At 64.3% G+C, this 25,962-nt stretch carries 20 protein-coding genes; 9 read left to right on the forward strand and 11 right to left on the reverse strand.

The window, feature by feature from the left end; genetic code table 11:
- Window positions 1–17: 17 nt before the first annotated feature.
- Complete coding sequence (locus tag AC07P1_RS23015) at window positions 18–233, forward strand: hypothetical protein (RefSeq protein ID WP_315214063.1); 216 nt, start codon at window positions 18–20, stop codon at window positions 231–233.
- 22 nt (window positions 234–255) lie between these two features.
- Window positions 256–2,475 (forward strand): tetratricopeptide repeat protein, encoded by a 2,220-nt coding sequence (locus AC07P1_RS23020; RefSeq protein ID WP_494698028.1) that lies wholly within the window; start codon window positions 256–258, stop codon window positions 2,473–2,475.
- Here AC07P1_RS23020 and AC07P1_RS23025 read toward each other — a convergent pair.
- Complete coding sequence (locus AC07P1_RS23025) at window positions 2,447–2,842, reverse strand: RidA family protein (protein ID WP_494698029.1); 396 nt, start codon at window positions 2,840–2,842, stop codon at window positions 2,447–2,449. The genes AC07P1_RS23020 and AC07P1_RS23025 overlap by 29 nt on opposite strands.
- Before the next feature lie 114 nt (window positions 2,843–2,956).
- Here AC07P1_RS23025 and AC07P1_RS23030 point away from each other — a divergent pair, with 114 nt between their 5' ends.
- The 3 genes from AC07P1_RS23030 to AC07P1_RS23040 all read left to right on the forward strand — a co-directional run bounded on the left by AC07P1_RS23030 (window position 2,957) and on the right by AC07P1_RS23040 (window position 5,355).
- Complete coding sequence (locus AC07P1_RS23030; protein ID WP_494698030.1) at window positions 2,957–3,874, forward strand: LysR family transcriptional regulator; 918 nt, start codon at window positions 2,957–2,959, stop codon at window positions 3,872–3,874.
- A gap of 66 nt (window positions 3,875–3,940) precedes the next feature.
- On the forward strand, window positions 3,941–4,603 hold the full coding sequence (locus AC07P1_RS23035) for a DUF3108 domain-containing protein (protein ID WP_494698031.1): 663 nt from the start codon (window positions 3,941–3,943) through the stop codon (window positions 4,601–4,603).
- Window positions 4,604–4,620: 17 nt separating this feature from the next.
- Window positions 4,621–5,355, forward strand: a complete 735-nt coding sequence (locus tag AC07P1_RS23040) for an alpha/beta hydrolase (RefSeq protein ID WP_494698032.1) — start codon at window positions 4,621–4,623, stop codon at window positions 5,353–5,355.
- Window positions 5,356–5,363: 8 nt separating this feature from the next.
- On the opposite strand, the gene waaF is transcribed toward AC07P1_RS23040, so the two are convergent.
- Window positions 5,364–6,401, reverse strand: a complete 1,038-nt coding sequence (gene waaF, locus AC07P1_RS23045; RefSeq protein ID WP_494698033.1) for a lipopolysaccharide heptosyltransferase II — start codon at window positions 6,399–6,401, stop codon at window positions 5,364–5,366.
- Complete coding sequence (locus AC07P1_RS23050) at window positions 6,398–7,444, reverse strand: O-antigen ligase family protein (protein ID WP_494698034.1); 1,047 nt, start codon at window positions 7,442–7,444, stop codon at window positions 6,398–6,400. Before AC07P1_RS23050 ends, waaF begins: the two co-directional genes overlap by 4 nt.
- Before the next feature lie 242 nt (window positions 7,445–7,686).
- On the opposite strand from AC07P1_RS23050, the gene AC07P1_RS23055 reads away from it, so the two are divergent.
- From AC07P1_RS23055 to AC07P1_RS23065, 3 genes are all read left to right on the forward strand, one after another.
- Window positions 7,687–8,544 (forward strand): glycosyltransferase family 2 protein, encoded by an 858-nt coding sequence (locus AC07P1_RS23055; protein WP_494698035.1) that lies wholly within the window; start codon window positions 7,687–7,689, stop codon window positions 8,542–8,544.
- Window positions 8,545–8,601: 57 nt separating this feature from the next.
- Complete coding sequence (locus tag AC07P1_RS23060) at window positions 8,602–10,653, forward strand: glycosyltransferase family 9 protein (RefSeq protein WP_494698036.1); 2,052 nt, start codon at window positions 8,602–8,604, stop codon at window positions 10,651–10,653.
- A gap of 64 nt (window positions 10,654–10,717) precedes the next feature.
- Window positions 10,718–10,951 carry a DUF6139 family protein gene (locus AC07P1_RS23065; protein WP_315214039.1) on the forward strand — a complete coding sequence of 78 codons (234 nt, stop codon included), beginning with the start codon at window positions 10,718–10,720 and terminating at the stop codon, window positions 10,949–10,951.
- A 162-nt stretch (window positions 10,952–11,113) separates the two neighbouring features.
- On the opposite strand, the gene dnaE is transcribed toward AC07P1_RS23065, so the two are convergent.
- From dnaE to AC07P1_RS23080, 3 genes are all read right to left on the reverse strand, one after another.
- Complete coding sequence (gene dnaE, locus AC07P1_RS23070; RefSeq protein WP_494698037.1) at window positions 11,114–14,677, reverse strand: DNA polymerase III subunit alpha; 3,564 nt, start codon at window positions 14,675–14,677, stop codon at window positions 11,114–11,116.
- 84 nt (window positions 14,678–14,761) lie between these two features.
- A complete protein-coding gene (locus AC07P1_RS23075) occupies window positions 14,762–15,037 on the reverse strand; it encodes a type II toxin-antitoxin system RelE/ParE family toxin (protein WP_494698038.1) in 276 nt (91 codons plus the stop codon).
- Window positions 15,037–15,273: a ParD-like family protein gene (locus AC07P1_RS23080; protein WP_494698039.1), complete on the reverse strand. Its 237-nt coding sequence runs from the start codon at window positions 15,271–15,273 to the stop codon at window positions 15,037–15,039. Before AC07P1_RS23080 ends, AC07P1_RS23075 begins: the two co-directional genes overlap by 1 nt.
- A gap of 121 nt (window positions 15,274–15,394) precedes the next feature.
- On the opposite strand from AC07P1_RS23080, the gene AC07P1_RS23085 reads away from it, so the two are divergent.
- Window positions 15,395–16,282 carry a sulfurtransferase gene (locus tag AC07P1_RS23085; RefSeq protein ID WP_494698040.1) on the forward strand — a complete coding sequence of 296 codons (888 nt, stop codon included), beginning with the start codon at window positions 15,395–15,397 and terminating at the stop codon, window positions 16,280–16,282.
- 72 nt (window positions 16,283–16,354) lie between these two features.
- Here AC07P1_RS23085 and AC07P1_RS23090 read toward each other — a convergent pair whose 3' ends face one another.
- The 5 genes from AC07P1_RS23090 to AC07P1_RS23110 all read right to left on the reverse strand — a co-directional run bounded on the left by AC07P1_RS23090 (window position 16,355) and on the right by AC07P1_RS23110 (window position 25,654).
- A complete protein-coding gene (locus tag AC07P1_RS23090) occupies window positions 16,355–17,707 on the reverse strand; it encodes a TolC family outer membrane protein (RefSeq protein WP_494698041.1) in 1,353 nt (450 codons plus the stop codon).
- Window positions 17,708–17,712: 5 nt separating this feature from the next.
- The gene (locus tag AC07P1_RS23095) at window positions 17,713–19,074 is read right to left on the reverse strand and encodes an HlyD family type I secretion periplasmic adaptor subunit (protein ID WP_494698042.1); all 1,362 of its coding nucleotides are present in this window, start codon (window positions 19,072–19,074) and stop codon (window positions 17,713–17,715) included.
- 2 nt (window positions 19,075–19,076) lie between these two features.
- Window positions 19,077–20,903: a type I secretion system permease/ATPase gene (locus tag AC07P1_RS23100; RefSeq protein WP_494698043.1), complete on the reverse strand. Its 1,827-nt coding sequence runs from the start codon at window positions 20,901–20,903 to the stop codon at window positions 19,077–19,079.
- 192 nt (window positions 20,904–21,095) lie between these two features.
- The gene (locus AC07P1_RS23105; RefSeq protein WP_494698044.1) at window positions 21,096–22,634 is read right to left on the reverse strand and encodes a class I SAM-dependent methyltransferase; all 1,539 of its coding nucleotides are present in this window, start codon (window positions 22,632–22,634) and stop codon (window positions 21,096–21,098) included.
- Window positions 22,635–22,777: 143 nt separating this feature from the next.
- Window positions 22,778–25,654, reverse strand: coding sequence for a DUF4214 domain-containing protein (locus AC07P1_RS23110; protein WP_494698045.1), 2,877 nt, complete (start codon window positions 25,652–25,654; stop codon window positions 22,778–22,780).
- Between the last annotated feature and the right edge of the window lie 308 nt (window positions 25,655–25,962).

Consider the following 25,962-nt stretch of genomic DNA (forward strand, 5'->3'; position numbering starts at 1 on the left):
ACCGAAGGAGTCGCATCATGAGCGAATTGAGTACAACCCCCAGCACCAACCCGCACAACGCCAAATACCCGGAAATCATCACCGAAACGGAAACCGACGAACGCGTCGAGAGCACCGAGGAACAAAAGTTGGTCTACGAGTCCGGCGCGCCGAGGGGGACTTCCGTCATCAAGAAGGTCACCGTCTCCAAGATCAAGATCCGCACCACCACGCCGTATCTCGGCACGGTGTAACGATCGATAGCATCGGCCGGACATGAACATCCGCCAGGACTTTACGCAGCCGATAGCGGCCGCGCTGCGCGAGCACGGGATCGTCGTGGTCGCCGGCGGGCGCGGCTTCGGCGCCGGCGCCACGGTGCGCGCGGCGCTTGCCACCCTGCCCCGCGCCATGACGTGGGAGCTGGACGGCGACGGCCACACCCACGGCTATCTGGCCGGCTTCGAGCCGTTCATCCTGCGGCTGCTGGACGATGCGGCGGCCGACCACCCTGCGCTGGTGGCGCGGCATGAACAAAGCCTCAAGCGCCTCTGGCCATGGCGACACTGCGCGGCGTTCAAGGTGACGCGCGACCTGACCGGCACCGCGCCCCGCGAGGAACGCACGCGGTTCTATCATCACGAGTATCAGAACAAGCTGCTGGTCGGACTCGCCGAATTCGTCATCGAGGCGATGGCCGCGTCAACGGATACGGCGACCCTGGTGATTGAAAACGCCGAGCGCATGCCCCCCACATCCCGGCACCTGTTGGATATCCTGCGGCGGCTGCCGGGCCTGTCGGACAAGCTGCGCTTCGTCCTGCTGGAGCGCGGCGCCGCGCAACGCGGCTGGGACTTGCCGACCATCGTACTGCCGCCGCCGACGCGAGCCGAATTCGAAGCCGCCGCCGCGACCGAAATCGGCCACCTTCCCGCTGCGCGGCGCGAAGCGGTGTACGTGCAATCGGACGGCAATCCTTTGATCTGCAAGGCTCTGGCCACCTGTCTGGGCAAGGATCTGGGCACGGCGGCAGCCCTGCCCGTCGCGACGGTCATCGATTTGTATCTCGGCACGCTCGACAGCACGCGGCGCGCGCAGATGGCGGCGGAATTCGTCGCCGCCGGCGGCCGGGGAGATCCGATCGCCGAGCGCAACGCCGCCGCCATGCCCGACGTGCCGATGGACGAGCTGCATCACGCGCAACACGCTGCGGCGCTGGAGCGCCACCTCGCCGGAGCCGGTCCGCTGGTGCTGGTCCATGCGCTGGCGATCAGGGACCCCATGCGCCGCCTCGAGGCGCTGGTCGAACCCTGCGACGTCCTGATGGGCATCGGCTTGTACGATACCTGGTTCGAGTTCTTCGCGACGATGTTCTCGGCGCGCCCGCAACGCCGCCAGGAAACCGGCAACGACGCCGTCGACGGCCTGTTCATCAACGCCTCCTTCGTCCTCTACTCGATGGGCTATACGGCCGCCGCGCTGTCGTTCCTGAACGAGTTCCTCGCGCAAGCGCCGGACAGCCGCTTCGTGCCCACCGCCTTGTACGCGCAGTCGATGACGTACGGACGCTATCAGATTCCCGTCGACTTGCCGGCCGCCGAGGACTGCGCCGTGCGTAATCTGCGCCTCATCGACGAGAAATTCCCCGACCATCCGCGCCATACCTACATCAAGGTCTTCGCGGAGAACGCCTATGCCTACATCAAGGCGCGCCAGGGCAAGTTCGACGAGGCGCTGGCGCTGTGCGAGCGAGGCATCACCGACATCGTCGACAAATACGGCGCGGACCGATTCCAGCTGCACCGCTCGATCCTGATCTACAACACCAGCCAGGTCTACGAACTGGTGAACGACACGGTGCGCGCCGAGCAGCGGCTGCGCGACGCCATCGCCTGCGACCCGTTCTACGCCGAGTACTACAACGACCTGGGTAATCTGCTGTCGCGGCTCGACGGCCGCGAGGAGGAGGCGCTGGCGGCCTACGCGAAGGCGATCGCGCTGTCGCCGCCCTACTACGAGGCGCACCTTAACCGTGGCGTCCTGCGCGCGCAACGCGGCGACGCGGACGGCGCGCGCGCCGACTTCGAGCGCGCGCTGGTCATCAAGCCGTCCGAGTGGCGGGCCATGCGCGAACTGGGCAACCTGGGCCTGGCGGCGGGCGACGCCGCCGCGGCGTTGGCCAGCTACGACCTGGCCTTGCGCCACGAAGCGCGCGACGCCGACCTCCACGCCAACGTCGGACTGGCCGCGTCGGAGCTGGGCGACAGCGCGCGCGCCATCCGCCACGCGCAGGCGGCCGTCGCCATCCATCCACGGCACGCCGCCGCCCACAACAATCTGGCGGCGGAGTTCTCGGCGCTGGGGCGGCACGACGACGCGCTGCGCCACATCCGGCTGGCGGTCGACTGCGATCCCGATCCGCAGTATCGCGAGAACGAAGCGGCCATCGCCGCCGCCCGCATCCGCGTTACTTCGGCAGCTTCGCCACCACCTTGATCTCGAACTGGAAACCGGCCAGCCACGTCACGCCGACGACGGTGGCGGTCGGGAACGGCGCCTGGCCCCAGTACTCGGGCGCCACCTCTTCCCATATCATCTCGAAGATCTGGTCCGGATTGATCATGAAGATGGTGACGTCGACCACGTCGTCAAATGTGCAGCCGGCGGCGGCCAGGATCGCGTTCAGGTTCTGGAACGCCAGCCGCACCTGCGCTTTCAGATCCGGCTCCGGCGAGCCATCCTCGCGGCTGCCGACCTGTCCGGACACGAACAGCAGGCCGTCGGCGCGCACGGCCGGCGAGTAGCGGTGTTTTTCATACAGCGCGTGGCGGCCAGGCGGGGATACAACGTCACGGGTTGCCATGCTTAACTCCTCAAGTGTTTAGAAGAATCCAGTCTAATTGCAATCAAACCGAAGATAAACGCCAGAAATACCCCATCACTGTTTGTATAATCCAAACAATTACTTGGAGACGATATGGACAGGTTCGATGCGATGACGGCGTTCGTCCGGGTGGTGGAGACGGGCAGCTTCACGAAGGCGGCCGAGACGCTCAACATCAGCCGCACCAGCGCCACCCAGCTGGTGCAGCAGCTCGAGGCGCGCCTGCGTGTCAAGCTGCTCAACCGCACCACGCGCAAGGTCAACGTGACGGCCGACGGCGCGGCATATTACGAGCGCGTGGTGCGCCTGCTTGCCGACCTGGACGATACCGAATCGGTCCTGTCCCGCGCGTCGGCCCAGCCCAAGGGCAAACTCAAGGTCGACGTGCCCAGTCCGCTGGCGCGCATGATACTGATGCCGGCGCTGCCGGCGTTCCACGCCCGCTATCCCGAGCTGCAAATCGACATGGGCGTCAGCGACCGCACGATCGACCTCATCGGCGAGAGCGTCGATTGCGTGATACGCGGCGGCGAGCTGCGCGACCTGTCGTTGAAGGCGAGGCACGTGGGCGACCTGCAACTGGGCGTGTACGCGGCGCCCGCGTATCTGGCGCGCAACGCCGCGCCCGCCCATCCGCGCGAGCTGGAACACGGCGCCCAGCGCGTGGTCGGTTTTTTGTGGGGACGCACCGGCAAGACCTATCCGGTGGTGTTGCGCCGCGGCGACGAGACGCACACCATCGACGGCCGCTACGTGGTCGCCGTCGACGACGGCAACGCCTATCTGGCGGCGGGCCTGGCCGGCATGGGCGTGCTGTGGCTGCCGCGCTATATGGCCAAACCCCATGTGGCCAGCGGCGAGCTGCTGCCGCTGCTGGAGGACTGGCGCCTGCCCCCCATGCCGCTGCACGTGGCGTATCCGCAGAACCGCTACGTCAGCACCCGGCTGCGCGTGTTCATCGACTGGGTGGCCGATCTGATGAAGGAACACGCGCCCGTCGAAGGCCGATGAAAAGCCGATGAGAGCGTCTCGGATTGTGATAACGTTGTCGAACAAATTACAATTAAAGGAGACAGTATGCGCAACAGCATCACCCTGAAAAGTTGTATCGCCTTTTGCCTGGTCCTGGCCGGACCGTTCGCGCTGGCCGAGGCGCGCTTGCCCGCGCCGACGCCCACACCCGCCGTCGGCGACTCGTGGACCTACCAATACTCCGATGTCCGCAAGGGCCTCAAAGGCAACCTCAACCGTATTGAAGTGACGTCGATCGACAACGCCGGCGTGCATGTCGACGTGCGCCGCGCGGACGGCGGCTCGCCGCCGACGCGGCAGTTGTTCAGCACGGATATGAATCCGATCGACCGTGGCGCCATGCACTTCACGCCCTCGTTCTCGCGCTTCGTGTTTCCGCTAGCGCCCGGCACTGAATGGACCAGCGATGTCGTCGGCGACAATCAAAAACTGGGCAAGCAACTGCGCTACGCCATCAAGGGCAAGGTGCTGGACTGGGAAAAAATCAAGGTGCCGGCCGGCGAGTTCGACGCGCTCAAAGTGGTGGTCGACGCGCGCTACCGCGGCGAGGGCGCCGGCGCCGACAACGACGGCCAGTTGACGGAAACGATATGGTTCGTTCCCGAGCTGAACAACTTCGTCAAACTCGATTACCTCGAGACCGACAAGCAGGGCCGCATCGCCAACCGCGACAGCTGGGAGCTGACCTCCTACGTCCGCGCCAAGTAGCGGCATGGGGACGCGCCGTGGCCACGCAGTCCCCTCCCTCGCCCCAGGCCGACCCGCATAGCGACGGCCGCCTGCGTGCCCGCCCGGCGTTGCGGCCGCTGGCGCTGCTGGAGCACCCGCCGCCGCTGCAACTGCCGCCCGGCCGCCACACCCTGGCCTTCGCCAACGGCCGCCAGGCCGTCCTGCACGTGCCGGCGCCGGCCGACGGCGCGCCGGCGCGCCCGCTGCAATTGATCGTGCTGCTGCACGGCGTGCGCCAGCTGCTCGGCGGCGCCGACGACAGCGCCATCGCGCACGCGCAACGCCATGGCGCGCTGCTGCTGATACCGCGCTCGCTGACCGACAGCTGGGACGTGATACGGGGCGGCTACGGTCCCGACCTGGCCTTCCTCGACCGCGTGCTGGCATGGACCATGCGGCGCTACAGCGTCGACCCGGACGCGCTGGTGATCGGCGGCTTTTCCGACGGCGCTTCCTACGCGCTGTCCGTCGGTTTGATGAACGGGGATTTGTTCAGCGATATCGTGGCGTTTTCGCCCGGCTTCATGAAGCCGATGCGGCGCGTCGGACGACCGCGCGTGTTCGTCGCCCACGGCAGCGGCGACGAGGTGCTGCCGGTCACGCAGGGGCGCGCCATCGCCACGCAGCTGGCGCGCGAGGACTACGAGGTCCACTACACGGAATTCGACGGCGCCCACGTGGTGCCGGCGCCGGTCGCGCACGAGGCGCTGCGCCGGATCGCCGGACGCTGAGGACGACTTCAGGCCAGCATCGGCCGCAGGCTGTGCCACACCAATTCCGGCGCCATTTGCACCATGCAGTTCTGGTGTCCGAGCGGGCACTCGCGCTGCTTGCACGGCGAACAATCGAGCCGCAGCGAAATCGACGCCGCCATGTCCGAGAACGGCGGCGCGTGACCCGGATCGGTCGGGCCGTACAGCGCCACCACCGGCCGGTTGAGCGCCGAGGCGATATGCAGCAGGCCCGAATCGTTGGCCACCACCGCCGACGCGCGCGCGATCAGCGCGATCGCCTCGGCCAGGCTGGTGGCGCCGGCCAGGTTGAACACGGCCGCGCCGGCGGGCATGGCGGCCGCCACCTCGGCACACGCCTCCTTGTCCTTCGGCGAGCCGAGCAAGGCGAGCTGCGTGGACGGGTCGTTGGCCAGGATGGTTTGGCCCAGGCCGGCGAAATGGCGCGCCGGCCAGCGCTTGGCGCCGCCGAATTCGGCGCCCGGCGCGAACGCCACCAGCGGCCGCGCCGGATCGATGCCGGTGCGCGCGCAGACGGCGGCGATCTGCGCGGGGCTGGCCACCAACCGTGGACGCGGCAGCGCGGCGCGGAACGCGTCGCCCTGGACCGCCAACGGCGCGCCGGCCAGCGCCGCGTAAAACGCCACCATCGGGCGCGGCGGCGTCTCGTCGCGGTGCATGACGTTGATCAGGCCGTGCCGGCTCTCGCCCTTGTAGCCGACCCGCCGTTTGATCCCGGCCAGCCACGGGATCAGCGCATATTTAATGGTGTTGGGCAACACATAGGCCTGCCCGTAGCCGCGCCGGCGCAGCAGCCGCGCGTACTTCCAGCGCTCGCGCAGCTGCAGAGCTCCGTGGCGGAACGGCGTCTCCAGCACCTCGTCGACCTCGGCCATCTGCCGCCACACCGGCGACACCGCCGGCGGCGCCAGCACGTCGATCGGCTGGTCCGGGTGGGCCGCGCGCAGCAATTGCAGCAGGGGCTGCGCCATCACCGCGTCGCCGATCCAGTTGGGGGAGATGACCAGGATGCGCGGCGCGCTCATGGCGCCGTCCGCGCCGGCGGCGCCACCGGCCTGCCGCCCAGGCAAAAGCCGATCAGCACGAACAGCATCAACGCATAGAACATCGCTGCCCGCGTCGACCAGAAGATCACCTCCGTCAGGCCGAAACTGAAATAGCAGAGCGTGAGCAGCATGCCGGCCAACGCCGGCGCCGCCACGGCGGGATGGCGCATCTGCCGCAGGAAGAACAGGAAAGGCACGAACAAGGTGGCCAGCCACGCCAGCAAGCCGATGACGCCGCCGTAGACGGTTTGCTGCAGGATATCGTTATGGAAATGCTCGAACTCCAGCACGAAAGGCCGGCTCTGGCCGGTCTCAACCATGTGCTCGAGCTGCTGCCTGACGTCGCGCTCGCTCGCGCCCATCAGCGGATTGCGCTCGATCACGCGCAGCGCCGTGCGCCACAACTCGATCCGCACACCGACGTTGGTGTAGCGCTGCTCGCCGTCGACATACTGGCGCACGTCGCTGATGCCCTGGTCGAGGCGGTCGCGGGCGCCCGTTTGCGGAATGAAATAGGTGCTCACCAGCAATCCCAATCCCACCAGCGCCAGGCCCTTGCGCAGGCGTCCGCGCAGCACGTGGCCGTAGCGCGCAAACAGCAGCATCGAGAACACGATGGCGACCCAGCCGCCGCGCGTGCCGGTGGCGACCGATCCGAGCAGGCCGGCCAGCGCGCCCAGGCCGGGCCAGATGGCGCCGCGGCCGGCGAAATCGAGGGTGCCGGCCAGGCACAGCAACCCCATGCACAGCATCAGGTCGCCGAAGGTGATGGCGTTGATCAAGCCGCCCGGGCGTTCCATCCCCAGGCCCCAGCGCTGGTAGGCGATGAACGCGGCGCCGGCGAACGCGCCGGCGATCAGCCCCCACCACAGCGCCTTGCGGCCGGGGCGGCACACCAGCACGGTCAGCATGGCGCTGGCCGCGATGAGCATGCGCAACGGTTTTTCCAGGTTGCGGGTGCGTCCGTCGGCACCGGCGGCGGCCACCGCCGCCAGCAACAGGAAGATACCGAACGCTATCAAAACACCGCGAATCTCAGTAACATGAGGTAACAAGACTGGCGTCGCCCGGCGCCAGTGGTAGAGTGCCACCACCAAAAACCCAACGCTGCACAAGCCCACGCCAAAGTTGGTGATCAGGACCAGAAACGGCAAACAAAAGACCAGGCTGTGGATAAAGACAGTGCCGACGGAGAACTTGGTTAAGGTATTATTCATTCACTTTTAGATATTATTACTACAGGGCATTTCGTAGCGCTCATTACATGTCAGCCGTCAATATTTCACTCATCATCACCACCTACAACCGGCCCGATGCGCTCACGGCCGTGGTCGACGCGTGCTTCGCGCAGTCCGACCTGGGGTACGAAATCATTATCGCTGATGACGGCTCGGGCCACAACACGCGCCAGGCCGTGGCCGCGCTGCAGGCGCGCGCGCCGCTACCGCTGCGCCACGTGTGGCAGGAGGACAAGGGATTTCGCGCCGCCCGCGCCCGCAACCTCGGCACCTTGGCCGCCAAGGGCAATTACATCATCTTTCTCGACGGCGACTGCGTACCGCAGCGAAATTTTATCAGCCAACACAGAAAGCTGGCGCAACGTGGCCACCTGGTCTCGGGCAGCCGCGTCCTGCTGAGCGAGGCGGCCACCCGCCGCACCCTGGAACAGCACCTCGACCTGCAGCGCCTGAGCCTGGCCGAGAAGCTGCGCTGGCGCCTGGGCGGCGATCTCAACAAGGTGGTGCAGCTGATGATGACCTTGCCCGACTGGCAGCGCACCAGCAAGCGTTTCACTTGGCGCCGCATCAAGAGCTGCAACCTGGGCGTCTGGCGCGCCGACCTCGAGCTGGTCAACGGCTTCGACGAGAGCTTCCTCGGCTGGGGCCACGAGGACGCCGATCTGGTGATGCGCCTGTTCAACGCCGGTGTGATGCGCAAGGACGGCGCCTTCGCCACCGAGGTGTTCCACTTGTGGCATCGCGAGAACGCCCGCGACCAGGCCCGCAGCAACCGCGCGCTGGTGCTCCAGCGCGCGGCCGAACGCTGCACGTGGGCGGTGCGCGGATTGCGGGAACAACAGGAACCGGCGCCCCTCGCCGCAGGCCAGATAGTGCCACAATGAACTGTTATAATCGACCGCTAATACCATCCCGGCCCGTCGCCACCCACCCTCGCGCCCATGAATACTGCCAGTAACTCGCTGCCGCTGCCCGAGACGGGCAGTCCGTTCGCTTCCGCCTTGTTGTTCGCGCTGCCGGCGCTGGCACTGGCGGGCGGGGCCGGCGCGGCGCAGGTGGTGCTGTTGCCGATCTTTCTGCTGATTATCCTGCTGCGCCCGCGTCCCGTGTTACGCGCCTACCGGCGCTACGGCTTCGAGCTCGCCGGCGTGATCGCCGCCTTCTGCGCCTGGTTCGCCGTCGCGCTGCTGCGCGCGGCGCCGGGCCAGCCGGGGCCGGCCGAGGGCGGGGCCGCGTTCGGCGCGCCGGCGCTGGCCCTGCTCGGGCTGGCCAGCATCGGCGTCGTGTACCACCTGCGCCCGCGCGCGCGCCAGCTCTGGACCGGGCTGTGCGCGGCCGGCGTGCTGGCCGCGCTGCTGGCGATCTACCACCTGCCCGGCGCTGCCGCCCTGCCCGCCGACGCGCCGACCTACGGCGACCTGGCGCTGGCCTGCGGCCTGATGAGCTTGTGCGGCCTGGGCGCCCTGCGTCACACGCGCCTGGCCTGGCTGCCCGTGCTGGCGATGCTGTGCGGCATGGCCGCGTCGCTGCTGGCGGGCGCGCGCGGCTGGCTGGCCCTGGCGCTGGCGCTGATCCCGCTGCTGGTGTACGCGCGCGCGCTGGCCGACCGCCGCCTGCTGGCGCTGTGCGGCCTGGCGCTGGTGATCGCCTGCGTGACGCCGGCCGTCGGCATGGCCGGGCGCATCGGCGCCGCCTTCGAGGAAGTGCAGCGCTACCTGGCCGCCGGCACCGTGCTCGACAGCGCCGTGTTGCTGCTGCTGTACCTGGCGCCGCTGTGCCACTTCATCGTCCAATTACGCCGCCCGGACCGCGGCCAGCACCCGCTGGCGCTGGCCGGCCTGGTGCTGGTGGCCGCCTTCGTCGGCTTCAGCCTGGACGGCACGATGCCGCTGGCGCTGGCGCCCGAGCCGTTCTACGTGATGCTGGTGGGCGGCCTGAGCGGCCTGTGCCTGGCGGCGCGGCACAATACGCCGCCACGCCGCATCATGATCACGCGCACCGACAACATCGGCGACGTGGTGCTGACCTTGTCGCTGGCCGGCTACCTCAAGCAAATTTATCCGCAGGCCGAAATCGTCTTCCTGTGCCGCCGCTACGCCGCCGCCGTCGTCGCCCAGTGCCGCCACGTCGACCGCGTGCTCACGCTCGAGGAGCTCGGCGACGACCAGGCCGGCGCCATGGCGCGCGCCGAGTGCGACACCGTGCTGTTCGCCTTCCCGCGCCGCCACCTGGCCATCGCCGCGCTGCGCGCCGGCATCGAGCGCCGCGTCGGCAGCAGCCGCCGCGTCTACCACTGGTTCACGGCCAACCGCCTGATCAACATCAGCGCCAAGAAAACGCCGCTGCACGAGGCACAGCTCAGCTTCAAGCTGCTGCTGCCGCTGGGCATCGACTACGTGCCGACCTTGGAACAGGTGTGGAAGCTGTACGGCCTGGCGACGCCGCGCCACCCGGCCGCCGACGCCGTGCTGGCGGGGCCCGGCTTCAAGCTGATCCTGCATCCCAAATCCAACGGCAACGGCCGCGAATGGCCGCTCGAACACTACACCGCGCTGGCGCGCATGCTGGGCGCGGCCGGCCACGGCGTGCGGGTGCTGGTCACCGGCAGCGCCGCCGAGGGCGAGCTGCTGGCCGAGCAGGCGCCGGCGCTGCTGGCGCTGCCCAACGTGGAAAACATGTGCGGCCGCCTCGACCTCGAGGGCTTCACGGCGCTGATCGGCGGTTGCGACGGCCTGATCGCCAGCGGCACCGGGCCGCTGCACCTGGCCGCCGCGCTGGGCCGCCCGGTGGTGGGCCTGTTCCCGCCGCTCAAGCCTATCGACCCGTCGCGCTGGGCCGCCATCGGTCCGCGCGCGCACAACCTGGTCACGGCGCAGGCCTGCGGCCATTGCGCCGACCCGGCGCGCTGCACCTGCATGCTGGCGATCGCGCCGCAGCAAGTCTTCGACATCGTCCAGGGATGGCGCGAAGAGGCGGCCCAGGCCGCCGCCTGAACGGCGTGCGCGCCGGCAAATCAAAATCCGGTACTATGACTTTTTCGTCCAAGGAGGAAATGTCATGCGTGTGGATATTTATTGCCGAGATGAAGCACAAGGGAAGCACAGCTATCTAGCCGTGCCGGAAGGAAAGCCGATTCCCGAGGAAGCGACCAATACCGACTGGCAGCCGGAGGCGCAGAAGGTGGAGGTCGACGACGACAGCGACGATTTGCCGCGCTATCACATCGTGCACCCGCTGGAGCAGATCGGCGCCAAGGGCTACGCGATCACCAGCTTGAACGAACAACTCTGACTCGATGCGGCACGGACGTGTAGGACACGTCGGTGGCAAACCGTGGAGACACGTAGGGCGGATTAGCGCAGCGTAATCCGCCATTGCGTGCGTTTCGACGACTCACGCATTGGCGGATTACGGCGTTCCGCCTAATCCGCCCTACGTGGAATACGTCTATTTTTAGTACTCGATCTCGACTTCGCTCGCGCCCAGGCCCTGCTTGAGCGCCAGCTGCAAATCGTCCGACGGCGCCACGCGCCAGCCCTCCCCCAGCTGCAGCACGCACTTGACGCCCTGCGGCGCGACTTTCATCGCCACCGGCAGGCCATCGGCCATGCGGTGCGGCGCCAGCAACTCGGCCATCTTCTTGGCGTCGACATTGGTCGGCAACGACAAGGCCAGCTGCTTGCCGTAATTGACGCGCGCGGTGACGATGTCGAACACCCGCTCGGCCGAGATCCGCAGCCCGCCCGAGAAGCGGTCCTCCGACACCTTGCCGACGACGGCCAGGAACTCGTCGTCCTTGAACATGCGCTTGTTCTCCTCGAACACCTCGGAATACACGGTCACCTCGACCACCGCCGTCTTGTCGTCCAAGGTGACGATGAGGATCTTGCCGCGCTGCGTCATCTGCGGCCGGATGCCGGTGATCACGCCGCACAGCATGCGCGGCTCGCGCGACGGTTCCAGCTCGGACAACTTGGTGCGGGCGAAACGGCGCGCCTCGGGCGCGAACGAATCGAACATGTGGCCCGACAAATAGAAGCCCAGCGCGATCTTTTCCTCGGCCAGCTTCTGGCGGTCGGTGAACGGTGCGCACTTCACATACTCCGGAGGCGCCACCAGATCGCTGTCGTCGCCGCCGAACAGGCTAACCTGGTTGGCCGCCTTGGCTTCCTGGTCGGCGCACTCCATCGCGAAGCCGACCGACGCCAGCAAAATCGCGCGGTCGATGCCGAGGCAATCGAAGGCGCCCGAACGGATCAAGGACTCGATGGTGCGGCGGTTGATCTGCTTCTTGTCGACCCGCTTGCAGAAATCGAACAGGCTGGTGAACGGGCCGCCGGCCGTGCGCGCGGCGATGATCGCCTCGATCGCGCTCTGGCCCGAACCCTTGACGGCGCCCAGGCCGTAGCGGATCTGCGTGACCTTCTTGCCGGTCACCGAAGGCGGCGGGCCGTCCGGCATGAAGCGGTAATCGGACTTGTTGATATCCGGCGGCAGGATGGTCAGGCCGCAGATGTCGATCGAATCCTCGACCAGGATCTTGACCTTCTCGGTGTCGTCCATCGCCAGCGACATATTGGCCGCCATGAACGCGGCCGGGTGGTGCGCCTTCAGGTAGGCGGTGTGGTAGGACAGCAGCGCGTAGGCGGCGGCGTGCGACTTGTTGAAGCCGTAGCCCGCGAACTTTTCCATCAAGTCGAAGATCTCGTCGGCCTTCTGCGCGGTCAGGCCGTCCTTGGCGGCGCCGGCGCGGAAGATCTCGCGGTGCTCGGCCATCTCCTCGGCCTTCTTCTTGCCCATCGCGCGGCGCAGCATGTCGGCGCCGCCCAGCGAATAGCCGCCTACGATCTGCGCCATCTGCATCACCTGCTCCTGATACACCATGATGCCGTAGGTTTCGGACAGAATGGATTCGGTGCGCGGATCGGGATAGTCGAACTTCTCGCCGTGCTTACGCTTGCAGAAGTCGGGGATCAGGTCCATCGGGCCCGGACGGTACAACGCCACCAGCGCGATGATGTCCTCGAAACGGTCGGGACGCGCGTCCTTCAGCATGCCCTGCATGCCGCGCGACTCCAGCTGGAAGACGGCGACGGTTTTCGCCTTGGTCAGCAGCTCGTACGACGGCCGGTCGTTCAGCGCCAGCGTGGCCAGGTCGAAATCGGCCATCGCCGGATCGAGCGCCTTGATGTAGCGCACCGCGCGATCCAGGATCGTCAACGTGGTCAGGCCCAAAAAGTCGAACTTGACCAGGCCCACGGCCTCCACGTCGTCCTTGTCGTACTGCGACACCACGCCGCCGTCGCCGCCCTGCGTGTACAGCGGGCAGAAGTCGGTCAGCTTGCCCGGCGCGATCAACACGCCACCGGCGTGCATGCCGATGTTACGGGTGATGCCCTCGACCTGCTGCGCCAGATCGAGCAGCTGCGCCACCTCCTCCTCGTTCTGCTGGCGCTCCTTGAGCATCGGCTCCTCCTCGATCGCCTCGGCGATCGACACCGGCTTGCCCGGCTTGAACGGAATCAGCTTGGAGACGCCGTCGCAGAAGTTATAACCGAAGTCCATCACGCGGCCGACGTCGCGGATCGCGCCCTTGGCCGCCATGGTACCGAAGGTGGCGATCTGCGAGACCGCCTCCTTGCCGTACAAATCCTTGACGTGCTGGATGACGCGGTCGCGCCCCTCCTGGCAAAAGTCGATGTCGAAGTCGGGCATCGAAACGCGTTCCGGGTTCAGGAAGCGCTCGAACAGCAGGTTGTATTTCAGCGGGTCCAGATCGGTGATCAGCAGCGAATAGGCGACCAGCGAACCGGCGCCCGAACCGCGGCCCGGTCCGACCGGCACGCCGTTCTCCTTGGCCCACTGGATGAATTCCGCCACGATCAGGAAGTAGCCGGGGAACTTCATGTTGCAGATGGTGTCGGTCTCGAACTTCAGGCGCGCCTCGTAGCGCGGCCTTTCCTTCTCGCGCCGCTCCGGGTCCGGGTACAGGTGGATCAAGCGCTTATCCAGGCCGGCCTTCGACTCGGCCACCAGGAACTCGTCGATCGTCATGCCGGGCGGGGTCGGGAAGTTCGGCAGCTGCGGCTTGCCCAGCACCAGGGTCAGGTTGCAGCGCTTGGCGATTTCCACCGAATTTTGCAGCGCCGCCGGCAGGTCGGCGAACAGCTCGCGCATCTCTGCCTGCGACAGGAAGCGCATGTTCTCGTTGAACCGGCGCACGCGCTTGTTATTGGCCAGCATCTCGCCTTCGGCGATACAGGTGCGCGCCTCGTGGGCGATGTACTCGTCGCCGGAGATGAACTGCACCGGATGGGTGGCCACCACCGGCAAGCCCAGTTTGGCCGCCAGCGCCACCGAATGGCGCACCTGCGTCTCCTGGTTGGCCTGGCCGGCGCGCTGGATCTCGATGTAGAAATGGCCGGGGAAGATCGCCGCCCATTTTTGCGCGTTCTTTTCGGCCAGCGCCGGGTTGCCGTTCTCGATGGCGATGCCGACGTCGCCGAAATGGGCGCCGGACAGCGCGATCAGCCCGTTGGCCGGATTATCGTCGGGCAGCAGGTCGTAGGTTTTCGATGTCAGCTCGGCCAGCCACTCGGTGCGGATCTCGGCGCGGCCCTTGTACTGGTTGGTCAGCCAGGCGGTCGACAGCAGCTCGCACAGCTGCAGGTAGCCCATGCGGTTTTTGGCGAACAGCATCAGGCGCGACGGCTTGTCGCGGTTGTCGTCGTTGGTGATCCAGACATCGACGCCGATGACCGGCTTGATGCCCTTGCCGCGCGCGCTCTTGTAGAACTTGACCATGCCGAACATGTTGGACAGGTCGGTGACGGCCAGCGCCGCCTGCTTGTCCTTGGCGGCGGCGCCGACCAGGTCGTCGATGCGCACCAGGCCGTCGACGATCGAATACTCCGAGTGCACCCGCAGGTGGACGAAGGCCGGGCCGACCGGGGCCACGACGCCCTCGTCCGGCGCCACGACGTGTTCCGCTAATTGCTCGTTTGCTACCATGTTCATATGCCGCCCACCGCTGGTTCAATAACCGGCTATTTTACAGCGCACGCGGCGGGAGCGAGGAATCTGATTGCTGGATTACGATCCTCAACGCTTCATGTCGCGATAAAAGTTCTCATGTGGCCCGACCGCTTCCAGGTAGATCAGGCGCACACCTTCATCGAGCGTATAACCGAGCAGATAAAGCTGCCGGCCACTGTGAAATTTATGAACCCTCAGCTTTGCCAGATCGCCCTTCTTAAGCTCGCCAGTGTGCGGATCGGCCTGCACCAAGGCAACGGCAGCGTCCACATCAGCCGCGACGTTGGCTCGCAATTTTTTGTATTGTCGGCCAAATCGTCTGGTCTGCCGAACTTGCCACATTACTTAACCCGGTCGGGACGCGGCACGAACGGCTGCGCCAATTCACGAGGTTCGGCCAGTGACGCCAACGACTCGGCGATGAAGCCGACGGGCAAGTCGGGGTTGTCCAGCGCCGCCCTGCCAACCCGCGCCCAAAATTCGATCTGCCCCGAGATGGACCGATGCTCAGCGGCGGCATCCTGCTTCGCCTGCTCGTATAACTCCTGATCAATACGAATCGATGTACTGTTCGCCATGATGCCTCCTTGCTACATTTGTAGTAACCATCTTAGCATCTCACGCGCTGACCTGCCTGTTTTATAAGCAAAAGAAAACGCGTATAATATCGGCTCTTCCGTTTTTTTGATCCCATCCATCATGCTCGCTAATACCGCTTTACAAGCTGAAGCGCATGCCGCCGCCATCGCAGCCGCTGCCGCCCACGTCAACATCGCCGCCTACAAGTTCGTCACCTTCGACAACACCGAAGAGATGCGTCCGCTGTACCAGGACATCTGCAAGCGGCTCGGCCTCAAGGGCACCATCCTGCTCACGCCCGAGGGCATCAATATGTTCCTCTCCGGCCCGCGCTCGCACATCGACGAGTACCTGGCCTGGGTGCGCGCCGACGCCCGCTTCGCCGACCTGGAAGTGAAGGAAAGCTATTCGGTCGAGCAGTCGCACAAGCGCATGCTGGTCAAGATCAAAAAAGAAATCATCACCATGCGCATGCCGCTGATCAAGCCCGAGGAAGGCCGCGCGCCGTTCGTCGACGCCCACACGCTCAAGCGCTGGCTCGACACCGGTGTCGACGACAACGGCAAGCCGGTGGTCATGGTCGACACCCGCAACGACTTCGAGGTCGACGTCGGCACCTTCGACAACACGGTCGACTACCGCATTACCAAGTTCACCGAGTTCCCGGAAGTGATCGCCGCGCACAAGCCCGACTTCGACGGCAAGACCGTGGTGACCTTCTGCACCGGCGGCATCCGCTGCGAAAAGGCGGCGATCCACATGCAGAACATCGGCTACGACAGCGTCTACCAGCTCGAGGGCGGCATCCTGAAATATTTCGAGGAGGTCGGCGGCGCACACTACACGGGCGACTGCTTCGTGTTCGACTACCGCACCGCGCTCAACCCCAAGCTGGAGCCGACCGAGACCGTGCAGTGCTTCGTCTGCCGCGCCGTGGTCACGCCGCGCCAGCAGTTGTCGCCGGAGTATGTGTATGAGAAGTCGTGCCCGCATTGCTACGGCAGATAAATCGCCACCGCATAAAAAAACCTGCGCGCGCCATAAAGGCGCCGCAGGTTTTTTTTCACCTCAAACTGCGGCTTAGCGGAAATAGGCCGCCACTTCGCGCAGCGCGTCGATGTCCAGCACGCCGGCCGCGGCGCGCAGCCGCAGCAGCCCCAGCAAATAGTTGTAACGCGCCTGCGCTTGGTCGCGCTTGGTGGTGTACAGCTGCTGCTGGGCGTTGAGCAGGTCCAGATTGATGCGCACGCCACCCTTGATGCTCTGCTCGGTGGCAGTGATCAGCAAGGTGCCAGACGCTACCGCCTTATCCAGCGCGCGGATGCGCGAGACGCTGCTGATCACCAGCGCATGCTGCTTGCGCAACTCGACCAGGACCCTGTCGGTGCTGGCCTGCAAATCGGATTTCGCCTTTTCCTGGTTGGCCACCGCCTGCCGGGTCGAAGCGTTCACAGCTCCGCCGGAGTACAGGGGCACCGTCAACTGGATACCAATCGCTTTCTGCGTCGAGTCCTGGTTATAGGTGTTCAGCGTGTCGGACGTGTTCTTGCTGTAGCTGGCGATGAAATCGAGGCGGGGCGCATGGCCGGCCCGGTTCTTGTTCACCTCCTGGCGCGTGGACTCGACCGAAAATGCCAGCGCGGCCAGTTCCGGGTTCTGCTTGAGCGCGATCTCGCGCCACTCCGCCAGACTCATCACCGCATCCGGCGAGATCCTGAAGTTATCCGTGACGTCGTCCAGCACCTCGACCTCCTCGCCGACCAGGCCGGATAACGTCGCGCGCGAGGTTTGCACATTGTCAGCCGCTTCCAACACCTGTGCCTCGGCCAAGTCGAGGCGGGCTTGGGTTTCCAGCATATCGGTCTTGGTGCCCTCGCCTTTTTCAAACAGCCGCTGGTTCACGCTTTGCTGTTCGACATAGGCATCGCGCTGCACTTCGGCCAGGCGCAATTGGGTGCCGGCGAACAGCGCGTCCGTGTAGGCGCTCACCAGCCGTATGATCAGATCTTGCTTGCGGAAGGCGAATTGCGCGGTCGAGTAGTTGCTCTGTGCCACCCCCTGCTTGTAGCGGGCCAGTCCGTCAAGGTTGAACAGCGGCTGGCGCAATTGCACCGTCGCCACCTTGCTTAAATACTCCAGGTGGCTGGTCGGCCCGGCGGCGCCCCTGCTGATGATATCGACGTCGGCTTTAACCTTGCTGTTGGAATAGCTGCCCGAAATGCTGGGCAGCAAATTGGAGCGGCCCAGGATGCGGTTTTCGATGCCGGCTTCATACTCGTGCGTGGCGCTTCGGAAGGTCGGGTCGTTTTGCAGCGCAGCGTCATATGCCTGCAACAAGCTGATGGCGTTGGCGCCGCCCACATGCAGCATCGCGGCGAGCCCGCCAGCGACCAGGCAAGCCAGCTTGCGGGGCGCGATACGTTGGATATGCATCACGTTCAGTCCTCCGACAGCGAAGTCTTGGCGCGGTCGAACACCGGCTTGAGCAGGTAGCTCATCATCGTACGCTCGCCCGTCTTGACGAAGATCTCCACCGGCATGCCCGGACGGACATCCATGTGGTGGTGGGCAATCATGCGCGTGCCTTCCGGCGTGACCTTCACGCGCACCTTGTAGCTGGCCTGGCCCGTGCGCTCGTCGACGAAGCGGTCGGCCGCCACCTGCTCCACCACGCCGGCGATGTGCGGGGTGAGATTGGAATTGAACGCGGAGAAGATCAGTTCGACCGGCAGCTTGGTGTGCACCCGATCGATCAGATTGACCGGCAACATACCTTCGACCACCAGGCCGTCGTCCACCGGCACGATGTCCATCAAATGCGAACCGGTGCCGACAACGCCGCCGCGCGTGAACACGGCCAAGTTCACGACGATACCGTCCACCGGCGACTTGACCTCGGAATTGGCCAGATCGTAGTCGAGCGACACCAAGCGCGCCACCAGCGCGTCCGATTCCTTCTGCACGTCGTACAGCGCGGCGCGGACTTCCTTCTGGTATTCCTGGGTACGCTGGATACGACGCAGCGACAGCTCCATCACTTGCCGCTGGCTGCGCGCGATATTGCCGATATCCTCGGAAACCGAGCCGCTAAGCTGAGCGAACGTGCGTTCAAGATCGAGCAGGCGGCTGCGGGCGACATAGCCTTCCTTGCTCAACTCGCGCATGTTCTCCAGTTGCTCCTTCAGGAAGTCCATCTGCTGAACCTTGCTCTGGCGCGACTCTTCCAAACCCTTGTTCTGGGCGCGCAGACCGGCGATGTTCTCATCGACGGCCGCCAGTTCGTTCTTCAGCGCCGACTGGCGCGAGGCCAACAGCTGCTTCTGCAGTTCGACGTTCTCGATGACGCGCGGATCGTCCTTGTAGCGTTTGAGCGCTTCCGGGAACGCCATCGCGGTGCCGTCCCGCTCGGCCGTCAGGCGGGCCTCGGCGGAGCGGGCCGCGTAGTACTGCACGCGCGCCACTTCAACCTGCGACTTGGCGGTGATGTCGTTCATGCGCACCAGCACCTGGCCTGCCTTGACCACGTCGCCATCGTGCACCAGGATGTCGCTGACGATCCCTCCGTTCAAATGCTGGATGGTCTTGCGGTTGCCTTCCTTGGCGACCGTTCCCTGCAGCGGTACGCCTTTGTCGAGCGGCGCCACCGTCGCCCACAGGAAGAAACCGCACACACCCAGCACCACCACCAGCCAACCTATCCTGCCATAGCCGCAGGTGTCGGTATGAACGGTCAGCGGCGAGACGTCATGCGAAATAACATCGGTCGCCAGCGACTTGTTTTCGTTGCCTAACGCTTTCATGATTACTCCTGTTCCGTGGTTGCGGCGGCGGCGGGCGCCGGAGCACCCTGCGGGACCTGCGCCGGCACCTGGGCCTGGGCCTGGGCCTGGGCTTGCGCCTGGGCTTGGGCTTGGGCGGCCTGCTGCGCCTGCAACTGTTTCTGATTATTGTCGTGCAAGGCCTGGAGCACTTGCTGGGTCGGGCCGAACATTTCCAGCGCGCCATCGCGCAACAGCAGCAACTTGTTCGTCATGCCGATCGCGTTGGTGCGATGGGTGATCAGCACGATGGTTTTGCCGCGCGCGCGCAAATCGGAGACGGCCGCGAGCAGCGCAGCTTCGCCGGACTCGTCGAGATTCGAATTGGGTTCATCGAGCACCAGCACGGCAGGGTCGTCATACATGGCGCGGGCCAGGCCCAACCGCTGTTTCTGGCCGCCCGACAAACCGGCGCCGCCATCGCCCAGCACGGTGTCGTACCCGGCCGGCAAACGCAGGATCATCTCATGCACACCGGCGCGCTGCGCCGCCTGGACGACCTTCTCCGCGTCCACTTCGCTGAAGCGGGCGATATTTTCGCTGACGGTGCCGGCGAACAATTCAATGTCCTGGGGCAGATAGCCCAGGTGTGGGCCCAATTCGGCTTTGTTCCAGTGGAAGATGTCGGCGCCGTCGAGGCGCACCTTGCCGATGCCGGCGGGCCATACGCCAACCAACAGGCGGGCCAGGGTCGACTTGCCCGAGCCGCTAGGCCCGATCACGCCCAGCACGTCACCGGGGACGATCCCGAACGACAGGTTTTTTAACAGGGACACAGTGCCACCCGGCGCTGCGGCGGTCACGCCTTCCACGGTCAGGCGCCCGACCGGTTTCGGCAGTTCCATGCCGACGGCGCGCTTGGGATTGGTCTTGAGCAGTTCCGTCAAACGCTCGTAGGCGCTACGGGTACTGGAAAAGTTTTTCCAGACACCGATCAGTTGCTGCACAGGCATCAGCGCCCGGCCCACCAGGATCGATGCCGCGATCATCATGCCGGGCGAAATCTTGTTCTCCAGTACCAGCAGGGCGCCGTAGCCGAGCACCAGCGATTGCAACGACACTTGGACGAATTTGGTGATGGCGGTGATGATGCCGCCCTTTTCGCTCGCCTCGGCTTGCAGGTGCAAGAACTTGCCGTGCATTTTGAACCAGCGCGCCATCAGGTTGGGCAGCATGCCCATCGATTCAATCACCTCGGCGTTGCGCAGGTTATTGGTTGCCAGCGTGCTGGAGGCTATCGCCATCATATTGGCTTCGGCCAGCGGCTTTTTTGTTACCCGTTCGTTCACGTAGGCCAAACCGACCAGGATCACCGTGCCGCACAGCGCGAACACGCCGAGGCTGGGTTCGAACACGAAAATCACCAGCAGGTAAATCGGGAACCAGGGCGCGTCGAAGAACGCGAACAAGGCGTTGCCGGTCAGGAACTGGCGCACATTGGTCAGATCGTTGAGCGCCTGGCCGGCATTGCTGCCGACGCGCTTGAGATTTTGCTCGAAGGCCGCGCTGTAGACGCGCTTGTTGAGCTCCATGTCGAAACGCGCCCCGACCCGCACCAGGATGAAACTGCGCACGAGCTCGAGCGCGCTGACCACCACGTAGGCACCCAGCATCATCAGCGTGAGCATGAGCAAGGTTGTTTCGTTGCGGCTGGAGAGCACGCGGTCGTACACCTGCAACATGTAAAGCGATGGCGCCAGCATCAACAGATTGGTGACCGCACTGAATATACCAACCGTGAAGAATGTGCGTTTTAACGTCGCCAATACCTCGGCGATTTCGTTGTTAGCATTGAAGAATGAGTTTTTCATGAGGTGCTTACGCAAATTTAAGCCGTCGCGGACGGCGAAAGTATCCGAACAAACGTTCCGCTTCTCACCGACGAAGCAAGACACTAATGTTCAGTTCGCGCTCATTATCGCTCGAAATCCTCAAAATTTGTGACGCAAATCACAAATTTCGCTAAAAACGCACATTCTGGCAAGTTTTCTATGGAAATTTATCTATGCCACAAGCAATGCTTTCAGCACCGGCAGCATTTGCGTGTTGAACCGCTCGGCCTCCTGTGTCAACTCGGCGAGGTTTTCCTCCGTCGTCGCCAGCACCGCCCCTGCCTTCGAAATGCGCTGGCCCTGCCCGCCCAATATCGCCCAAACGAACGAGGCCAGCTCCTGCGGCGATTTATGCCCTTGCTGTCGTGCCAGAATGAACAGTTGCTGGAAGCGCCCGACCTGCACGCCACCACCGATGACCGGGCTGGCCAGGTGATTAACCTCCGCCGCACCCCGCGCCTTATGGATCAGGTGGCTATTCAAGCGCTCGGTGACCTTCCTGGCCTTGACGATCACCGGGTCGTCCTGCGCCACGGCGACGTGCCCGGCACCGGCCAGCACCATCACGACTTCGATCACCACCGCGAAGCTGATCTGCTTTGCCGCGGCCACGCGTTCGATCTCGCCGATCGTACGGATCTGGTGGTCGGCCATGAAGTCGAGGATGGGGTCGTAAATGCTTGCAGTCAGCGCCGCTTCGCCCAACGAACCGTTGATCTTGGTCGGCACGGCGCCACGGTGGGTGATTAACACCAGACGCACCTTGCGCCAGCCCTCAGCCTGCTCAAGCGGCGTCAAACGACGCGCGCCCTTGACCCAGTAGTCCCGCCGGAATTGCTGATTGACCATGAAGTCGCGTGTAGTCTGGCGCAGTCCGGCGTCGGCCAAGCCGGCGATGAAGGTGCGCTGCTCCGCCGTCAGGTTGAGGACCTCGATATGATCGTGCAGATGCGCAGAGCAGGCGAAGCTGAGCTTGGCGGGCTCGAGCCATTCCGCCATGGTCGCAAAGTGCATCGGATGCCAGTCGCGGTTGAAATATTCGTGCGCCAGGTATTGGCGGTTTTGCTCCTTGAGCTTTTCAAACCTGCTGATGGCTTGCGGGTTGACGCGGCTGTATAAAGGATTGGTCGCCAGCAGCTGGTCGGTGAAGGCCAACGCGCCGTCGATGCGGCTGACGATGCCTTCGGCCGGAGCGCCCATCAATTCGGCGTGCTGTGTCATCAGGTGGCGGATCGGCGCGAACGATGACCAGCCCGGCTGTGTGTTGTAGCTGATATAGAGCACCCCGCCTACTTTCAGCTTGCGACGGATAAAGTCGACCACGATGGCGCGGTTCTCATCCGAGATCCAGCTCCAGATGCCGTGCAAACCGATGTAGTCGAATTGGGGAAGATCGTCCCGGGCGCCGAATTCGGCGAACGATTCATCGTATAGCTGCGCTTGGACACCGGAAGCGGCCGAGAGCTCCTGCGCGAAACCGGCTTGGGCCGGGTTGAAGTCGGTGCCGCTCCAGCGCGCCACCCCGGCCGCGGCGTGGAGATTGACGCTGACGCCCTGGCCGAAGCCCAGCTCGCAGGCCGTACCGGCCTGGGGCATCGCCAGCCCCGCGTGGAGGAAGGCCAGCTGCAGGCGCAGCGGATTCAATTCTGGATAATAACCATGGGTGTAACCAATATCGGCGACGTAGCCGGCTGTCCATTCTGCGCTCATGCATATCCTCTAAACCTCCGCCGGGCGACGTGCCGAAGCGGTCCTTCAAAAAGAAAAACGGCCCCGCTTTCATCGAAAGCGGGGCCGCCTAGCATACTACTCCGTTACCGGAACATGTCGCCACATTCCGGTAGCGGGCAATATTAGCCGATCAGGTAGATGTTGCCAGTGTCAACGTCCAGGCCGGTCACACCGGTGGTGCCGGTGATCTTGACCAGTACGTCGTCGGTCTGGGCAGTGCTTGCACCAGCGGCGTACACGTAGGTGGTGCCTACGTAGTTGAAGGTGACAACTTCGTTGACCAGCAGGTTGGTAGCGATCTGGGCAACAGCGCTAGCCAGGGTGGTGACACCGCTTGCCAGCGTGTACACGCCATCCTTGATGACGTATTGGCCAGCGCCACCCGATGCGTGATCAGCAGCTTGAACAGCGCTTGCAACGGTCAGAACGTCGAAGCCGGCGGTCGAGGTCTGGCCTTCGGCAGCAGCTTTTTCCATACCGTTGATGGTCTGGATGGTGCCGATGCCCGTGATGGTGTTGCTGGTGACACCGGTCAGGACGTCATCGCCAGCGCCCAGCTTGATGGTACCGGCCGTGGTCAGGTTCGCCAGGTCGAAGGTCAGGCCGCCGTCGGTTTGACCCGAGGCATCAACCGAAGCCAGCTTCAGAACGCCGTCTTTGGTGTAGTTGATGGTCAGGGCCTGGTCGCCGGTCACGGTGATCGAGGTCAGCGCATCGTTGGTCGCGCCGGCTTTCGAGCCAGTGATTTCAGCGATGTTCTTCACTTCCGAACCACCCGAAACGATGGCGATCGAGGTCGCGCCACCCGAACCGGAAACACCAGCGTCCACTTTCAGGGTCGCGGTGTTGGCGTAGTCAGCCAGCTTGTCGATGTTGTTGTTGTTGAACACCAGGTTCAGCGAAGTGGCGTTCGATGCAATGATGTGCGCGTCGGTGTTCTGAACGGCAGCAGCAGCTGCGGTTTGGTCGACGTTCGACGTGATGGTCAGCGCGCCAGCGGTTGCCTGGGTCAGGGTCAGCGCGTTAGCGACGCCCATGGTGCCCAGAACCGTGAAGCCTACGCCTGCACCGACGTTGGTCAGTTCGGTGGCACCGGTCAGAGCACCGGTACCGACGAAGCCGGTAACGTCGTTCTTGGTGTCCAGAATTGCTTGGTCGAAGGTACCGGTAACGTTGGCGACATCGAACAGTTCGAAGTTTTTGAACGCGCCGACGTTGGTTGCGTCAACAACCGACAGGCTCAGGGTGTCGTTGCCGGCACCAGCGTCAACCACAGCGTCGCCCAGGATCAGACCACCGCTGACTGCCACGGTGTCGGTACCTGCGCCCAGATCCAGAACCGAACCTTTGCTCAGGGTGCCGGTGATGGTGACTTTGTCGTTGCCGGCGCCGCCGGTGACGCTTTGAGCTTCGCCAGTGCCAACGCCGTTGGTGCCGGCGATGGTGACGTCGATGCCGCCGGTTGCTGCCGAAGCATTAACCGTGTCCAGGGTGGTAACACCGCTCAGGTCGGCTTTGAATACGCCAGCGCCAGCAACGGTAACGGTGGTCAGCTTGCTCAGGGTCGAGCCGTTCAGGGTGACGTCTTTGTCGCCATTGACGCTCAGGGAGGTGGCTTTAGCCGCGACCAGGGTCAGATCCGAAGCTTTGCCGGTGGCGCCCAGGATAACCGAAGTAGCTTCGGCATCGGTCACGTCCAGACCGGTCGACTCGTTCAGGGTCAGGGTCAGGGCGTGTGCCTTGGTGTTGGCGACGGTCACGTCCGAAGCTGCGACACCTTTGGTCACGGTCACGTTGGTGATGGCGTTACCGGTCAGGGTGGCTGCGCCGGTGTTGCCGTTCAACGAAACGGTGGTCAGGGTTGCGCCAACAACGCCAGCCGCGCCCGAGTTGTCGGTCACAGCGACGGTGGTGCCGCCTTTGACGGTTGCCGAAACGATCGCGTTAGCGTCCGAAGCGGCTGGAGCCGATGCGTCGCCGATGATCACAGCGGCTGCGCCGGTGGTAACCGACACGTTGCCGCCGAAGCCAACAACGGTCACGCCTTGAGCGGTCGTGTTAGCGATGGTAGCGATGGTAGCGGCGGTGGTGGTGGCGCCGGTGTAGGTCGTCGTAGCGACAGCTTTGGTGTTGAAGTTAGCTTGGGTCAGGCCGGTGAAACCGGAGACGTCAGCGGCATTGCCAGCCACGCCGCGCAGGGAGGTCACGTTCAGCGTTTCGACGTTGGCGACGGTAGCGACGCTCAGGTCGATGGTGTCAGCGATCGATGCGTCGGTGATGTTCAGGGTGTCGTTGCCGGCGCCGCCGTTGATGTTGTCCAGGCCGGTAACGGTGCTTGCGCCCGAAGCGGTGTCGTTGTTTGCGGTGATGGTGTCGTTGCCAGCGGTGCCGACGATGGTGTCGTTACCCAGGGTCAGAGCGAAGGTCGAGCCAGGCACGCCGCCGCCGTTTTCCAGCGCGGCATCAATGGTGGTTGGCAGGGAGGTTTGGGCGGCAGCCAGGGTTGCCGCGTTGGTGACGCTGTGGATGTAGTTCACGCCGACCGAGTTGACCGCACCGCTCGAGTAAGCGATACGTGCGTCAACGTCGGTGTTCAGGTAGTCGGTGAAGGCGACAGCAGCGGCAACCTTGCTCTGGATGGCGACGGTGTCAGGACCGACGGCCGGGTCTTGCTGTGCCGAAGCGGCGACGGCGGCGACGACGTTGTCGACGGTCAGGGCGCCATCGGTCAGCTTGTCGGACCAGAATTTCAGGCCGGAAGCATCTGGTGCGCGGTTGAACAGGTTCTGATAGATCTGGTTGACGACTTGGTCGTTGCTCATGCCAGCGAACAGAGCTTTGTACTCAGGAGTAGCGGCGAAAGTGGCGCTGATGGTGTCCAGCGTTGCACCGTTGGCGACTTGCTTGGCCCAGAAATCCAGGCCAGCTGCGTCTGCAGGACGGTTGAAGTATGCAACGTACAGTTGTTGGATCGATGCGATCTGTGCGGTTGTAGCCATGGTTGGTAAAGCTCCTAGGTGATTTCGAAAGTTAGACTACCGGTAACGCTTGCCAGTTGCGGCCAGTGCGTACCGAATAATGGCAGATGTGTATTCCGGCATGATGTGACGGGCATCACAAGAAACCTTAATTCACACCTTATTTTTGGCGTTTTAGCGACAGAAATTACCACGCCGGCCATTATCAGAGATGGAAGTGAAGAAATCAATAAGTTTACTTCGTTGAGCAACATTGCCGCCGAAAGTGTGAGAATTCGCGTATATTCGGCGCGCACATTAACTTATTAACTTTTTTAACTTATTATCAG

This window comes from Duganella sp. GW821-FHT07F09, assembly GCF_059418705.1.